The following is a 16,800-nucleotide window of genomic DNA, read 5'->3' as shown; positions in this document are numbered from 1 at the left end:
GTTATTCACATCAATTAAATAAACTTTTTTATTCTGAAGCCATTTTGTAATTTAGACCTGAATTTAATGGGTTAGTAAGTAGAAAGAGTCAACGGAATCTTCCGTTTGGCTCTTTTCTCTTTTAAAGACTTTCTTCCCCCCTTTTTAACCCCTCTTTTAACATTTCAACCCCATATTTTTTAAAACCACTTACTTTGTAACTCCTGTTTAAAAATTTTATGAGTAAGATAAGAACCGCTTTTTTTTGCCAGCAATGTGGATACGAATCTGCCAAATGGAATGGTAAATGTCCGAGCTGCGGACAATGGAACACCTTCGTGGAAGAAAGAGTCCAGAAAGACATTCCCGGCAAACAACAACACGACTGGAAAAACAACGACGGCCCCAACGGCCGCACACAGAAAATCATTAACCTCTCTGAAGTCATCACCAATGAAGAAAAACGTTTATTAACTCCCGACAACGAATTAAACCGTGTGCTCGGAGGCGGTATCGTAGCCGGTTCACTCGTACTGGTAGGTGGTGAGCCAGGCATCGGCAAATCCACACTGTTCCTGCAGAATGCCCTTCAACTGAAAAATATTAAGATACTTTATATCAGCGGTGAAGAAAGTGAACAACAGATAAAAATGCGGGCAGACCGCATCCAGAATTCCAATGACCAGTTTTATCTGCTCACTGAAACATCCACACAAACCATCTTCTCCGAAATCAAAAAACTACAGCCTCAGCTGGTGATCGTAGACTCTATTCAGACATTACATACCCCCCTGATAGAATCGGCTCCCGGCAGCGTATCCCAGATCAGGGAAACTACCGCCGAGCTGCAACGCTTTGCCAAAGAGAGTAATATCCCCGTCTTTCTTATCGGTCATATTACCAAAGATGGTTCCATCGCAGGCCCGAAAGTACTGGAACACATGGTAGACACCGTATTACAATTTGAAGGTGACCAGCATTATGCCTATCGCATTCTGCGCACCATCAAAAACAGGTTTGGCTCTACCGCCGAACTGGGCATCTATGAAATGACCGGCACGGGGTTAAGACAAGTCACCAACCCTTCTGAAATACTCATCTCCCAGCGCGACGATCTGCTGAGTGGTGTAGCTATTGCTGCCACCATGGAAGGCCTCCGCCCTTTGCTCGTAGAAGTACAGGCACTGGTCACCCAATCCGTATACGGCACACCACAACGTACCGCTACCGGCTTTGACCTGCGCCGCCTGCAGCTGCTGCTGGCCGTACTGGAAAAACGCGGTGGCTTCCACTTCGGTGTAAAAGATGTTTTCCTCAATATCGCCGGTGGCTTACGGGTAGAAGATCCGTCCATCGACCTTGCGGTGCTTTGTGCTTTGCTCTCTTCTTATGAAGATACCGCCATCGCCAATAAAATATGCTTCGCCGGTGAAGTAGGACTGAGTGGCGAAATACGCGCTGTCAACCGCATAGAACAACGTATTGCAGAAGCAGAAAAGCTGGGCTTCCATAAAATATTTATCTCCCGTTATAATAAAAAAGGAATCGATCTCAGTAAATTCAACATAGAGGTAATCCCTGTTGGCAGAGTGGAGGAGGTATATCAACAGTTGTTCTGATATTCCATACATATAATACTGACCCAATGTTTGCTCGTTTGTTATCCCCATTGTTACAATTATTCTATCCGCATTGCTGTGAGATATGTGGCGAGGAGTTGTCTCCAACAGATAACCTGTTGTGTCTGCATTGCCGCGACAACCTGCCTGTTACAAACTTTCACCGTTATGAAGGCAATCCGGTGGCGCATATTTTCCGCGGGCGCCTAGATATTGCACATGCCACCGCTGCCTATTACTACAGCAAGTCATCCGGATTGCAGCTGCTGATACATCACTTCAAATACCGGCAGCGAAAGGACATCGCCACCTGGCTAGGCACCCAGGCCGGTTATATGTTGAAGGAATGCAATTGGATAACGGAGATAGATATGATGGTACCAGTACCACTGTTTCCCCGCAAGGAAAAACAGCGCGGTTACAATCAGGCAATGCTGCTGGCCAGTGCTATGGCCGGCGTGATAAACCGTCCGGTATTACCGCGGGCACTGAGCAGACTGCAGTATACCGATACACAAACCAGGAAGGGCCGGATTAGTCGCTGGGATAATGTAAAAGATGTATTCAAAGCAGACCCCGCATTACTAACGGGCAGGCATGTACTTTTAGTAGATGATGTAATCACTACCGGCGCCACTACCGAAGCAGCAGGACGTGCCCTGCAGGAGGCAGGCGCAACGGTAAGTATCAGCTGTCTGGCCTGGGCCTTTGGCTAACAAAAAGTTAATTCAATTTATCGACTGGGATAATTATCTTTACACTGGCGTTGATTGCCACGCGCCATCGCGTTTCAAAAATCCGATTTCACCCCTCTAAAAATATTTTTATGTTTAAAGCGGCCTTACTTTCAGTCCTTCTTTTCTTTGCCGGTCCACGCATCTACGATTTCAAGGTGGATAGTCTTGATGGAAGCAAGATTGACTTCTCCCGCTTCAAAGGCAAAAAAATTATGATTGTCAATACAGCCTCTCTTTGTGGCAATACCCCACAATATGCAGCGCTGGAAAAAATGTATCAGAAATATCAGAACAAACTTGTGATCGTAGGTTTCCCGGCGAACAATTTCGGTTCGCAGGAACCAGGCAGCAATGCTGAGATCAAAACTTTTTGTACCAAACAGTATGCAGTTACCTTTCCAATGGCCGCCAAGATATCTGTAAAGGGAGATGATATCCATCCTCTGTACAAATGGCTGCTGGAAGAAAGCAAGGCCAAACACCTGGAACCTGCCGACGTTAAATGGAATTTCCAGAAATATTTGCTGGATGAAAAAGGAAACCTCGTAGCTGTGTTTTCTCCCAAAACGCAACCGGATGCACCTGAAGTAATTGCTGCTATCGAGAAGTAGCCATTACTCTTTTACACCTTTTGCCAACTCAGTGTAATAAAAAATTACACTCCTGCGTATATACTTATACGTTAGCGCACCGTCATTATTACAACAGTGGATATATATAGTAAATGAGAAACCGACATTCCGTAGCCCTAAGGAAAACCGCAGTTCCGGTTTTTATGGCACTTGTATTGTGCCTGGCCGCTTGTCAGCATGACATCGAGACTCCTGTTCTTTCCTGTCCGGGCATAACTGTTACGGGCACGATACAGAACACCACCCGCCCCATGAACCTTAGCACCAGCACGATTTTCCGGCAACAGCTGGATGGTGGTGGCACCAAAATGCTGAGCATGGAAGCCGTGAGTGACAGTTTTAAACTAGTTCTCAACCTGATGGATGGTCCTTATCCGGACGCTACCATAGGGAACGACAGCCTTAAACTGAAGACCTATGTGTATTCCAAAACAGCCCGGTTGCAGAGCGGCCTGGTCGTAGCGGCGATCAGTAATATGGGAGTTTATAACTATTTAAACACAGACACCTCCAGCATCACCCTGGACTTCATCAATACCAAATTGAAGAAAGTAAGCGGACACTTCTATTTTGAGGCCGATGGACACAAGGTGACCGGCTCCGGTGAATTCAGGAATGCCTGTTATGTGACGTTGCCCTAGTCATGGATTAGCCCCTTTTCAGTATCTTGCGACCATGCTTTTCTCTGAAATTATAGGACAGGCAGCTGCCCAACAACAACTGATTCAATCCATACAACAGAACCGGCTCAGTCATGCGATGATATTACTGGCACCTGAAGGGGCCGGTGGACTGCCCCTGGGGCTGGCCTTTACCCAGTATCTTGTGTGTGAAAACAAACAAACACACGATGCCTGTGGTCGATGCCCGGCATGTCTGAAAGCATCCCAATATATACATCCCGATATTCATTTCTCCTATCCGGTCATTCCCCGGAAACCAGGAGACAAACCTGTTAGTACAGACTATATTTCCGAATGGAGAGAGTTTGTGGCGACCAACCCGTATGGCAACGCCTATGACTGGCTGCAGTTTATCGGAGCAGAAAACAAACAGGGTAATATTACCGCCAGTGAATGCCAGGATATCATCCGCAAACTGAACCTCAAAAGTTTTGAAAGCGGTTACAAGATCCTGGTGATGTGGATGCCGGAGTACCTGGGCAACGAAGGTAACCGCCTGCTGAAGCTGATTGAAGAACCTCCTGCCAATACCCTTTTTATTCTGATTGCCGAAAATCAGGAACAGATCCTGGCTACCATCCTGTCACGCACACATCTCATCAAAATAAATCCCCTGCAACGGGATGAAATGGAAAAAGCGCTGGTGGAAAGAGCCAAAGTGCCTGCCGCCAGAGCTCGGCAAGTAGCCACTATCACCGCTGGCAACTACCGGGAAGCTATCTTCCTGCTTCAGAATTCAGACGATGATTATCACGAGCTGTTGCGTAACTGGCTCAACTATCTGTTTACAGGTAACCGGGTAGCGTTGCAGGAATGGATAGAAGGGATTTCCAGCGCCAAAACAGGCCGTGAAAACCAGAAACAGTTCCTGCGATATTTTATCAATCTGCTGGAACATACGCTGCGGTTGCGGTACCTCGACAAGACACAGCTGGCATTTTCGGATGAAGAGGTAGACTTTGCCACTAAACTTTCGAAGCTGGCCGACCTGGAGCAGACTGCGCAGATTGTGGAAACACTGGATAATGCTTATTATCATATTGAGCGGAACGCCAATGCAAAAATGTTATTTCATGCATTGTCTATCAAGCTACAATATATATTCAAAAAGAAACCTATACCAGTTCTGTAATAACGGGAAAGCCGCTCTCCTCTTGTCATTGCATTTCCTTACCTTTGTTATTTCCGGTCTTTTTGTTTTTCTGCGAGGAAAAACGTATTTTAAAGGATTGGAATAACCTGAAATGCTTATTTATAAAATTTAAACTAATTATTAATATGGCTTGTGCCGGATGTGGTACGGGTGTGGATGGAAAGCCGTCAGGATGCAAGAGTAATGGAGGATGCAGCACGGGAGGTTGTAACAGACTGAATGTATTTGACTGGCTGTCCAATATTCCACTTGGCGATAGCTTAGCACCATTTGATATTATAGAAGTGAGTTTCAACAATGGCAGCCGCAAGGACTTCTACCGTAATGTTACCAAACAGCTTTTTGATAAAGGCGAGATGGTGACCGTAGAAGGGGTTAGCGGTTTCGATGTTGGCACAGTAAACCTTACGGGCGAACTGGTAAAGCTTCAAATGAAGAAAAAGCGTGCGGAAGACACCCCCGAAATAAAAAAAGTTTTACGTCGTTCGAGTAACGACGACCTTCAAAGAATGGCCGATAATAAAGCCCGCGAAAAAGACGCACTGATAAAATCCAGAGCGATTGCACGCAACATGGGGCTCGAAATGAAACTGGCCGAAGTGGAGATACAGGCTGATGGCCGTAAAGCCACTTTCTTTTACACGGCTGATGACCGTGTCGATTTTCGCGAACTCATCAAAGTATATGCTTCTGAATTCCGGGCCAAGGTGGAAATGCGCCAGATAGGCGCCCGCCAGGAAGCCGGAAAAGTAGGTGGCATCGGCAGCTGCGGCAGGGAACTTTGCTGCGCTACCTGGCTGTCTGATTTCAAAAGCGTTAACACTACTGCTGCCAGATATCAGAACCTGTCTATCAACCAGGCCAAGTTATCCGGTCAGTGCGGACGCCTGAAATGCTGTCTCAACTACGAACTGGACACCTATCTGGATGCCCTGAAAGAATTCCCGGACGATGTAGATACCATCGAAACTTCCGCCGGCGTTGCCAACCTGCAGAAAAGGGACATCTTTAAGAGCCTGATGTGGTATTCCTATGAAGGTAGCAACAAACAATATCCGCTCACTATCACCAGGGCGAGAGAAATCCGTCAGCTTAACCGGCAAGGTATAAAGCCCGACGAACTCAAACCGGTGGAGGTAATGACTGCCAAACCGAAAGAGGCAGACCTTGGCTTTGCTGATGTAGTGGGCCAGATCAGCCTGAAATCGCTGGAAAAAACTGCGCAGAAACGCAAACAAAAAGATAAAGACCGCCAGAAACAACAAAAACCAGGCGGCGAACAAAAACCACAGGGTGGCGGTCCTAAAAACGAACAAAAGCAGGAACCCAAACAGGCTGCTCAACGTCATGAACGCCACGAGCGCCATCACCCTGAACGTAAAAACAAACAGGAAGGCCGTGGTAAACAAGGCCAGGGACAGCAGGGCGGTCAGCCTAAACCAGGCCGCGAACAGCAACCCCGGCAGGAACAAGGCCCTAAACCTTCTCCAAACCAGGGACAGCAGGGGCAGCAAGGACAAGGCGGACAACCTAAACAAGACCGTCGCCCACCCCGGCATAAACCAAGACCTAACCAGCCCAATAACAATAACAAATCATAAAAGCATAAAAAAAAGACAACCGTAATGGTTGTCTTTTTTGCTTAATTAAGTAGATATATAAAATAAAAGGCCGCCCAGATGAGGCAGCCTTTGTTAACAATTGGTTTTTGCTTATGAGAAAAACTTAAAAAATATTGTGGTCATCTCTCTCACCAATTCAACAACACGGCTACCTGTGGCCTCTACTGCTTATGTCTCGTTTTCAAACATCAGCTTATAGTAGTTCAGGTTTGTGGCTTCATCGAAACCGCGTTCAATCATTTCGCGGTTACCATGAATATAAATATGAAAGTTGCGATCCAGCTTCAGGATACTCTTAAATACCTTCTGTTGTTTCTTCACTGCTGGCGCTGATATTTCAAATTCGTCAGGGATCTCCTGCTGATAAGTTTGCTGGTATTCGTTCCTGTATTCCTTAAATGATGCAATCGCGTCGGGATGGCCTAATACCTCCTGTGCAAAATCTTCCAGCTGGAACTGCTCTTTCTCCTTAAAATAGGCGGCTGATTTATTTAACAGATCTACCTGGTCTACACGGTCCATTTCATATTCGGTTGGCAGCTTGTTGTGAATAAACTGTTTGCACATATTCACCGCAGTTTCTGTCTGATGGTAGCTGTCTTCACGGCGCTGCACCTGTAAAAACGCGTCTTTCCAATATACTGCTTCTGTTTGTTTGCTGATACTGTCAACTATGCTGACCTTATATCCGTTATCCTCTTCTGTATTAAAGATCAGACATCCTTTGTCAAGCTTATTGATATTGATACCATCTTCATAATTCACCTGATAGTTCTCATCAGATAAAAACACTTTCAGATAGGTATCCCGGTTTTCCGATTTGAATATGCCAATGGCTGCAACTTCCTCACCATCAACCTGACACTTGCTAAAGTAGGCTATATAAAGCTCTCCCCCTTTAACTTTTGGATGGGTGGAATGTTTATATAGATGTTTGGCGATATTAACAGACTGCTCCTGAAATTCATTCTGGTCAGTAAATATACGGCGACAATATTGAAATATTTCATTCAATTGTAAATCTGCCTCATGATAAAACCGGAAAAACTCCGCTACATTGGTAAAAGGCTGTATAAAATAAGTAATCAGCAGCTGAGCGATGGTCTCATCTTCCAGCTGTAATGGCGCCTTGGAACAAAGAAGCGGCTCTTCGTTAGCTGAGTTGCCCACCTTATGGATCGTAAGCTGTGAAAGGTCTTTAAACTCCGAAACATGAATCATGGGCGCAAAATTAAGAAATAAGTTGACAGTCCCCTCAGCACCTCCATCCCTGAAAAAACACCGCAGTCCCCACCACCCGCTCTCAGGGATATACATTAAAAAATCAGTAATTCTTGTTTAACTTAACCCCCCAAATATTCTAGCGCATGAAAAAATACCTGTTACTCCTGGCCATGGCGGCCGGTCAGCACCTCCCTTCGCTGGCCCAATCTGCCCACCCCCTCTATGAAGCCAGAGACCTGACTGCCGAAAATATGTTCTCCGTCAACATCGAAGGCCCTAACTTTGATAAAGCCGGTAATTTTTATGTTGTCAACTTCCAGAAAGATGGTACCGTCGGTAAAATCAATACCCAAACCGGCGCAGGTGAAGTATTCATCACACTCCCTGAAGGCAGCGTAGCCAACAGCGTCAACTTCAACAGCAAAGGAGATATGCTCCTCCCCGACTTTAAAGGACATAACATACTGATCGTCAATATGAAGACGAAAAAAATCAGTGTTTACACCCATTCCGATAAATTCAATCAGCCCAATGATCTCTGTATCAATAAAAGAGATCAGATCTTCGCCTCTGACCCGGCATGGGCCAGTAACAGCGGCCAGATCTGGCGCATCGATCCCAACCGCCAGCCAGTCCTCCTCGAAACTGGTATGGGCACCACCAACGGCATCACATTAAGCCCCGACGAAAAAACACTCTACGTCAACGAAAGCGTACAACGTAAAGTCTGGAAATACGATGTTGATAAAGCAGGTAACGTCTCCAACAAAACCCTTTTCACCTCCTTTCCGGACTACGGACTGGATGGCATGAAATGCGATGAAGCCGGGAACCTCTACATCGCCCGCTGGGGCAAAGGTGTTATCGCCATATTCTCTCCCAAAGGAGAACTTATCCGCGAAGTCCCCCTCAAAGGCAAACAATGCAGTAACCTCATCTTTGGAGGCAAAGACCGCAAAACGGTTTATGTGACGTTGCAGGACAGGAAATGTGTGGAGATATTCAACCGCAACCGGTGATAAATGCTGATTTTTTTGATGCTCCTGATGAGCGGAGATTGACGGATGATGCATATAATTGATAGAATTAATAAAAGCAAAGAGCCCTTTGAATCAATATCAAAGGGCTCTTTGCTTTTATCTTCGCTCATCAGGAGCATCAAAAAAATCAGTATTTATCAGCGGTTGGTGATAACCAGTAACAAACCTTTGTTTTTAGTCACCGGTATTTTTGCGTCTTTGCTGAATACCTGGCCTTGCTGAAAATTGCGTATATCCGGAGCAGTTATAACAGCTTTGGCTGGATCTATTCCCAGTGCTTTCCAGTCGATAGACAGCTGGATAGTAGTATCTTCTTTAGCCCAGCTGGCCAGGGATACCAGTACTGCACCATCTTTTTTATAAATAGTAGCCGGTACCAGCGGGTTATTGGTTTTAACAGGATTACTGTCTACCCAGTATCCGATCATCCGGGTTCCCTGCATACCAAAATCATCCCATACTTTCCAGATAGGGCGCGGGTCTGCATTATCTGACCACGGCATACGGTTGGTCATGCCATATACCATACCCCGCCATGGATTTCCTCCATCCTGCAACATCTCTCCCATCAGACCAAAAGGAATACCGCTGACCTCTGTCAGAAAGAAGTCGGGGTTGTTGTTTTCATAATCGAAATACTCACCAAACCAAAGCCTGTTCAGGTAAGGGAAGTGTTCCATATACAACATGGCGCTGTTGATAAAACCATCCGATTTGTTGTACTGATTGGCGGAGTGAAGGTCGATGATTCCCGGATGTCCGTTCTGTGTAAGCACCCGCTTGATACGTTTCATCGTCACCCTGTCAAAGGCCACATCATCCAGGTAAATACCATCAATGCCCACATTCTGCACCAGCCAGTTCATTCCTTCCACGTAGTAGTTATGCCAGCGGTTCATACCACTGTTGATAATGGCTGCATCTTTAAACTCCGGCACAAACCACGCAGCAATATAATCGCTGTCAACATGTTCCTGCAGCCAGGAGAAGCCACCACCCTTGCCCGGGCTGTAGACCTCATGTCCCAGACTGCGGAGCGGGAACGTTTCCCAGGCATGATTGGAAAGCTCACGCACGGTATTATAGATTTTTACTTTCAGTCCTTTGCTATGCGCCACATCAATATAGTCCTTCATCTTCTTCCACTCGATGAACGGATAGTTGATCCATGGATTGATATCATTGCCATGGTGGATATTGACTACAGTAGCACCAGTAGCTTTGATGCTATCCAGGTTATTATACTTGTGATAAAAGCGGGTGCTCCACTGAAAATCGGTGTTGATCGGGTGGAAAGGAGTAATGATCAGGTGGAAGTTGAAATACAGTGTATCGCCTTTGTGCAGCGTACGTTCGCCGCTGTAGCAGTTTGCCAGTATCGCCTTTCCTTTCTCACCGATAGTGATACCACCTTTGTCACCATTACCCCAGGAAGCAGGTAACAACAGTGGTTTCTGGAGATAGAAGTTGGTATTGAGCGGGCGTACATAATGTTGATCCCGGAGGGTAAACTGAAGGCCTGCGTTCACATCACCCAGCCAGGCACCATCCTGGTTTTTATGCTGCACATCCCATTTCCAATCGATTTTCTCCGGGCGCAGCCCACCTTTCTGATTAAGGCCCATCATATATTTCGCGGCACCTTTTTCAAACGGCAGGTGGAGTGTGATATCTTTCAGCGCTACATCTTCCAGTGCTGCCACTTTTACGATATAGTCCACGGAACCGTCAAACTCCAGCGAAGCCTGTACATCCATTTGCAGGCCAGTAGTGGTGTTGGTGGCTTTCCAGCTGATCTTTCCGGCTTCTTTGGTGATGAGCTGCCAGCCATTGCTCTTCCATTTCAGGTCCTTTCCATCGGCGGCAGCAATGAAGTGAAAATGTACCGGTTCTGTAAAGATGTTCTTCGCCTCTGATGACAGGGAAGTCATTTCCGGCGTAAAGAAAGTTTGTATCTGTGCAGGGAAACCGTCTTTATTGATACCCATCTTACGGCCCAGGAGACTGATCACGCTATCTTTTATTTCCAGCGGTGTGTAAGGAGCGATCACTGTATTTTCCTGTGCCATGGTGGAGTTCAGCCACTTCAGGCGAGTCTGTTTCCAGGGTTCATTAAATCCACTGTTGACCGCTGTTTTGCCTGTTACGGTGAGACTAAGCCTTATCGGCATGGCAGGCATTCCGTCGGGATGAATGGTGGCCACTCCTTTATAAACGCCAGGTGCGGCGCTGGCAGGTACGTCTATGCCACACCATATGGCCTGTACCGTTTCGGCAGGCACCTCTACTTTAGCGGTAAATGGTTTAGCGTCGTAGGTAGTACCGTTGGTATTGATACAATTGAGCTGCGCAGCCGGGATAGTTTTGCCGTCAGCTGTCTTCAGATCGTTGAAGGTAATGGTAACGTTTTTCAGTGCTTTCAGCGCGTAAATGCCCAGCTGGAAAGCGTAATACTCACCTTTGTCTGCCTGTCCGGAGAAAGCCTGTGACGGACCTTGTTGTATCCAACGCTGAGGAAGATCCTTCGTCATTCTGATGGGGAAGGCACGGTCTTCCGGGAATACGAGGTAGCCGGCACCCGGATGTTTCAACAGCAGCTGTTTTTCTTCAGCAGCGGTAGCAATCACTTCCATCGGATAAAAGGAATTGAAAGTATCGATAGCTTCCAGCTCACGCAGGGTGGCGTTGGGTTTTGGCGGAATGACCGCTGTTTTTGCCCAGCTATTGCCCGCAGTGTTTTCCGGTGTCAGATACACTCCTTTAGGGTAATTGGACCTTCCTTCATTTTTATAAGGCAGATAATAGATGTAATATGTTCCCTTGCCGGATGCGGCTTCAAAAAGAATGTCGCCCTGTTCGCGATTGATGGTCAGCGGCAGTACGTTATCTATTTTCTTTTTCGTTTGTGCGTCCTGGATGATGATACGTTTCTGTTCCGGGTGTTCGTCGCGACGGCGCCATGGGATGACTACACGGGCAGTTCCGGCGTTTCCGTTGAAGTTGACTACGGCGCGGTGATTTCCGAGGGAGTCGGCGTCCCAGCTGTTGTTACCGGCAGTATACTTCACCTGTTGCGCCATAGCGGCGCCAAAAAAGGAAAAGGTAAGCCCTGCCAGCATCAGTCCTTTCCGCACCAGGCGGAGATGGTGATTGCTCTGATACATGTAAGAGAATTGTTTTTATTTTTTCATTGTGTCACTGCGGGGCTGAATTTACGCAGGAAACCTGTTTTTTTCCTGATTATTATTATAAATGGAAAAGCCCCGCTGGGCGAGGCTTTCCGGTATTTTTTACTGAATCGGGTTCTGTACCAGGTTGGGGTCCAGCAGGATTTCCGACTCGGGAATAAAGTGTACCACTCTGGCGTCGGTGTATTTCACCGTCTGCGGATGGTCTGGCTGTACGCCCGGATAATCGCGGAAAAGGTTTTTGTTGTTCCGGAAAAGGTCGAATACACGATGTGTTTCAAAGGCCAGTTCCAGCCTGCGCTCGTCCAGTACTACATCCAACACAGTGGCATACCCCTGCATATTGCTGGAAGAGAAGAGTGCATTGCCACTCAGACCAGCTCTGGTACGGATGATGTTAACATCGTTCAGTGCTTCCATATCCTTACCCATCTTAGCATTGGCTTCTGCCCTGATCAGGTACATTTCAGCCAGCCTCAATACTACAGGAGAACTCAATGTAGGCACGTTGTCCTGATTGGAGTACTTGAGGATATACCATTTATTGATTCCGTTACGTTTAGCCATTACTTTCACACCACTCGCATCCAGAGAATCCTGGCCGTACTGATCTTTCAGGTATACTGGTTGTACAAAGGCATGCCTTACATCTTCCGGATATTTGTCGAGCAGTGCGCGATAAGAGTCAGAGGCGTATATCTCGCCATATCCTTGTCCACCAGGTGACATATAATACATGGAACCGATGGAGCTCCAGGTTCTGTCATCCTGTAAGGTATGATGGATGGCGAAGATGGTTTCTTCATTATTTTCATTGCTCTTGGTGAAGTAACGGGGAAGCTCTCCGGTGCCCAACAGGGTATATTTTTTACCATAGGTGATCACAGAATCTGCATAGATAGCAGCAGAGTCATTACGCCCCATATAGAGATAGGTGCGAGCCAACAGCGCCATGGCAGCGTTTTTGGTGGCATAGCTGTTGGTATTGTCGTTGTTCATCAGCTTTTTGGCGCGAGACAGATCTGCAACGATCTGTGCATATACTTCCTTCACCGTATTACGTTTAGGCATAGCCGTTATATCATACTTAGTGATAACGGGAACGCCTAAATTGGTTTCCGGGTTTTGCGCATAAGGCCGGCCAAAAGACCTTACCAGACCGAAATGTACAAAAGCGCGGATGAACAGGTTTTCACCAATCAGCTCGTTAATGGCGGCAGATTTACCTTCAGGCATTACTTCCAGTAACCGGTTGCAGCCATTGATCGCCTTGTATCCCATACGCCATATCTGCCTTGTATTTCCCTGATTGGTGATATGCCCGTAGGTATAAGAATAAAACAGAGGGTCGGTAGTAGCACCACTCAATGTAATATCATCACTTGGGAATTCTCCCATCTGAAAATAGTTGCGGGTAAAATCCTCTTCCTTCAGCAAAGCGTAGTTACCAGCAGTAGCAGCGGGCCATTTGGTTTCATCCTTCAGAATGCCATCATCGGGAATAGCACTATAAGGTTCTTTATTCAGAGAGCAAGACGCCGTGAGTGCTATCAGCGAGAGTCCTGCAAAATATTTTGATATCTGCTTCATAATAATTTTCGTTTTTGCGCCCTGTTAAAAATTGATTTCCAATCCGGCAAACCACTTGGTACTCATAGGATATTTAGTACCATTAATACCTCTGTCATCCACTTCCGGATCAATTCCGGAGAATTTGGTAAGGGTCCACAGGTTATCACCACCAACAGACACCCGTACGTTGTTTATGCGGGCGCGGTCCAGCCATTGTTTAGGCAGCGAATAACTCAGATTCACATTTCTCAGACGGAGATAACTACCGTTCTCCAGGAATCTGGAAGATGGTTTGTGCGCATTTTTGTTGCCGCCGATTTTATATTTCGGATGAGTAGCAACATCACCAGGGTTCTGCCAACGGTTCCAGCCTTTATCGAGCTGCATCATGTTGTAGGTATAATAAGCGCCATCGTTGTCCATCAGCTCACGGGTGCTGTTGTATACGTCATTACCCGATACAAAAGCCAGGAAGGCTGATAACTGGAAGTTTTTATAAGACCACATGTTGCGCATACCGCCAAAGAATTTAGGTGTAGCAGTACCCACCACCTGAAGGGTAGCTTCGTTATAGTTGCTGGTAGTGGTGTGGGTAACCTTTCCTTCAGCATCTGTTGTGAGTTTTTCCCACATCGGATTACCATTGGCCGGGTCTACACCTGCCCATTTACGCATGTAGAAGCTGCGCATATCCTGACCTTTCTGCAGAATGAAATAACCACTCAGTGGATCGGTGATATAACTTTTTCCACCATAGAGGTCCTGTACACTGTTTTTGTTGAAGCCGATATTAAAATCTGTAGTCCATTTAAATTCTCCTACGAAGTTATCAGTGCTAAGGTTAATTTCTATCCCTTTGTTCCTTACACTACCTATGTTCTGAGCGATGAAGCCATATCCGGCAGTACCAGGGAGCGGCACATTGAACAGCAGATCCTTGCTGTCTTTCTGATACAGGTCAACTGTCAGGTTGATACGGTTAAACAACCCGAGATCAAAACCGATGTTGGTATTGTAAGCTTTTTCCCAGGACAGATTAGGTACATTGTAAACGCCTGGATATGCACCAGGGAATCCATTGTATTGTGTATTGATAGCATATGCACCGATAGCTGCATAATCACCAATTTCGGCATTACCGGTAGTACCGTAGCTGGCACGTATTTTCAGGTTGGTAATAGCCTTGATTTGTTTGATAAAGTTTTCTTCTGAGGCAGCCCAGGATGCACCAAACGCGTAGAAGTTGCCATACTGCTGGTTAGCGCCGAATTTGGAAGAGCCGTCTCTTCTGAAAGAAGAAGTGAAGTAGTATTTGTAGTTGTAGTTATAGTTGGCCTGAATAAAGTAAGAGTTAAATGCACGGTCAGTTTTACCTCCTCCAATAGACATAGGGGAAGAAGTGGCGCCCAGTATATCTTTACCGGCGAGGATGCCCTTTCCTTTTGCATTGATGCTGTTCAGGTTGACCTGCTGGAATTCAGCGCCTACCAGTCCATCGATATTATGTACCTTATTGATGGTATAACGGGCCTTCAACAGGTTGGAACTGATGTACGCAGCAGAATCCTGGTAATAGTTATACAGGTTACCCCGATCGTCTGAACCGGCGGAAGTTCTCACGTCACCATTACTTTCATTGCGGTAATGATAATACTGCGCACGATTGGTGGTGCTGAAAGACAGCCATTTGGTAATGTCGTATTCCAGTTTCAGCAATCCTTCGAGTGACTGTCTTTTATTTTTATCGTAGTTGTATTGCTGATCGTACAGGAAGTTGGACATGTCACGGCCATACCAGTTGGCAGCTTCCAGTGGGTTCACGGGTTTGCCTTGCTGATCGTAGGCCTGGTCCCAGGGCAGGTTGGTGTAATACTGATACAATGATCCGCCGGAATTGTCCCGGTCTGATTGCTGAACACCCGCGAAATTAGCGCTGACACGGAGTTTTTCGGTGATGTTATGATCGATGTTCAGTCTGGCGCTGAAACGCTCTACGCCTGTTCCTTTCAGGATACCATCTTCTTTGTAATAGTTACCACCGAGGTAGAATTTTGTTTTTTCGTTGCCACCGCTGGTAGAAAGTTCATAGTTCTGGTTGGAAGCATTCTGGAAAGCGAGTTTCTGCCAGTTGGTATTAATGCTTTTGAGGGAAGGGTCCAGGGTTCTGCCGGCTGCAGTTTGCAGGTCGTAGAGCTGAGCGCCATCCATCAGGTGGAAATGGCCGGTATTGAGCTGAGCAGTTCCCACGTTGGTACGGAAATTCACCTGTGTTTTACCGGCTTTACCTCTTTTAGTGGTGATGACCATTACACCGTTGGCAGCACGGGCGCCATACAATGTGGTGGCTGCCGCATCCTTGAGAACGGTCACGGTTTCGATATCACTGGGGTTGGGCAAGCCACCGATGATACCATCTACAACTACCAGCGGAGCGTTACCCGCGGTGAGTGTACCATTACCACGGATACGGATTACAGGGGCAGCAGCGGGGTCACCGGAGCTATTGCCCACGAATACGCCACTTACTTTACCCTGCAGCATTTTATCTACGCTGGTAGCCTGTACATCCTTCAGTTTGGCACCACCCACTGATTGCGCAGAACCAGTAAGGTTTTTAACAGTAGTAGTGGTATATCCCATTACTACCACCTCTTCCAGTTTTTTAGTGTCGCCTTCCAGCTTCACGTTAATTTCAGTCCGATTGTTTACGGGCACTTTCTGTTGCACATATCCCATAAAGGAAACGATGAGCATACTGTTGCCGGAAGGTACCTGTACGGTATAGTGACCGCTGGCATCCGTTACAGCACCGCCAGTACTGCCTTCTATGGTAATGGTAACACCTGGCAGTGGCTCATTGGTAGCTGCATCAGTTATTCGTCCGGTGACTTTCATCTGCTGATTGTTGGCAGGAGTGATCACCACCAGATTGTTTTCCAGTACCCGATAAGTAACATTGGCGCTGGAAAGCAGCTGGCTGAGGACATCATTTATTTTTTTGTTTTTTACATCGACAGAAACTGATTTGTTGAGGTCAGCGAAGTTTTCGTTGTAAAAAAAGCGATAGCTGCTGGAGTTTTCAATAACCTTGAAAACTTCACGGACAGTTTTGTTTTCTACGTGTAATTCACTGATTTTTTCCTGAGCGGAGATGGTAGCAGATACCTGCAGGATACTTCCGAAAATCAGCAACCCCGTCATTCTCATCATAAGCAACGATTTTCGCCTGGGGCAAAGAAATGCCGCCAAGTTTAGAGTGGATTTCATAAACTTGTATAGATTTTAGTTAAACGATTAATTACGGCAGACTGTCCGTCGCAAAGACAGCATGCCCAAAAGTGATTTTCGTTG

11 protein-coding genes are annotated in these 16,800 nt (G+C 46.5%); 7 read left to right on the top strand and 4 right to left on the bottom strand.

Going from position 1 to position 16,800, the window contains the following annotated elements; genetic code table 11:
- The first annotated feature begins 218 nt into the window (after positions 1–218).
- The 6 genes from radA to DF182_RS13985 all read left to right on the top strand — a co-directional run bounded on the left by radA (position 219) and on the right by DF182_RS13985 (position 6,404).
- Positions 219–1,598, top strand: coding sequence for a DNA repair protein RadA (radA, locus tag DF182_RS14010; RefSeq protein ID WP_113616217.1), 1,380 nt, complete (start codon positions 219–221; stop codon positions 1,596–1,598).
- A 26-nt stretch (positions 1,599–1,624) separates the two neighbouring features.
- On the top strand, positions 1,625–2,314 hold the full coding sequence (locus tag DF182_RS14005) for a ComF family protein (protein ID WP_113616216.1): 690 nt from the start codon (positions 1,625–1,627) through the stop codon (positions 2,312–2,314).
- A 110-nt stretch (positions 2,315–2,424) separates the two neighbouring features.
- Complete coding sequence (locus tag DF182_RS14000; RefSeq protein ID WP_113616215.1) at positions 2,425–2,946, top strand: glutathione peroxidase; 522 nt, start codon at positions 2,425–2,427, stop codon at positions 2,944–2,946.
- A gap of 164 nt (positions 2,947–3,110) precedes the next feature.
- Positions 3,111–3,608 (top strand): hypothetical protein, encoded by a 498-nt coding sequence (locus DF182_RS13995; RefSeq protein WP_147243437.1) that lies wholly within the window; start codon positions 3,111–3,113, stop codon positions 3,606–3,608.
- A 34-nt stretch (positions 3,609–3,642) separates the two neighbouring features.
- Positions 3,643–4,782 carry a DNA polymerase III subunit gene (locus tag DF182_RS13990; RefSeq protein ID WP_113616213.1) on the top strand — a complete coding sequence of 380 codons (1,140 nt, stop codon included), beginning with the start codon at positions 3,643–3,645 and terminating at the stop codon, positions 4,780–4,782.
- A 146-nt stretch (positions 4,783–4,928) separates the two neighbouring features.
- Positions 4,929–6,404, top strand: coding sequence for a PSP1 domain-containing protein (locus tag DF182_RS13985; RefSeq protein WP_113616212.1), 1,476 nt, complete (start codon positions 4,929–4,931; stop codon positions 6,402–6,404).
- Between the two features lie 189 nt (positions 6,405–6,593).
- Here DF182_RS13985 and DF182_RS13980 read toward each other — a convergent pair whose 3' ends face one another.
- Entirely contained in the window at positions 6,594–7,646 is a 1,053-nt protein-coding gene (locus DF182_RS13980; RefSeq protein WP_113616890.1) for a nucleoid-associated protein, read from the bottom strand.
- 146 nt (positions 7,647–7,792) lie between these two features.
- Here DF182_RS13980 and DF182_RS13975 point away from each other — a divergent pair, with 146 nt between their 5' ends.
- Positions 7,793–8,668, top strand: coding sequence for an SMP-30/gluconolactonase/LRE family protein (locus tag DF182_RS13975; RefSeq protein ID WP_113616211.1), 876 nt, complete (start codon positions 7,793–7,795; stop codon positions 8,666–8,668).
- Positions 8,669–8,826: 158 nt separating this feature from the next.
- On the opposite strand, the gene DF182_RS13970 is transcribed toward DF182_RS13975, so the two are convergent.
- From DF182_RS13970 to DF182_RS13960, 3 genes are all read right to left on the bottom strand, one after another.
- On the bottom strand, positions 8,827–11,853 hold the full coding sequence (locus DF182_RS13970; RefSeq protein WP_245957440.1) for a glycoside hydrolase domain-containing protein: 3,027 nt from the start codon (positions 11,851–11,853) through the stop codon (positions 8,827–8,829).
- A 126-nt stretch (positions 11,854–11,979) separates the two neighbouring features.
- Positions 11,980–13,467, bottom strand: coding sequence for a RagB/SusD family nutrient uptake outer membrane protein (locus DF182_RS13965; RefSeq protein WP_211327107.1), 1,488 nt, complete (start codon positions 13,465–13,467; stop codon positions 11,980–11,982).
- Positions 13,468–13,491: 24 nt separating this feature from the next.
- Complete coding sequence (locus DF182_RS13960) at positions 13,492–16,659, bottom strand: TonB-dependent receptor (protein ID WP_161964142.1); 3,168 nt, start codon at positions 16,657–16,659, stop codon at positions 13,492–13,494.
- Positions 16,660–16,800 lie beyond the last annotated feature (141 nt).

Origin of the sequence: Chitinophaga flava (assembly GCF_003308995.1) — a bacterium.
In the GTDB taxonomy this organism is placed as follows: domain Bacteria; phylum Bacteroidota; class Bacteroidia; order Chitinophagales; family Chitinophagaceae; genus Chitinophaga; species Chitinophaga flava.
Note: the sequence above shows the minus strand (reverse complement) of the source record. Positions and strands in the feature narration are given on the sequence as shown.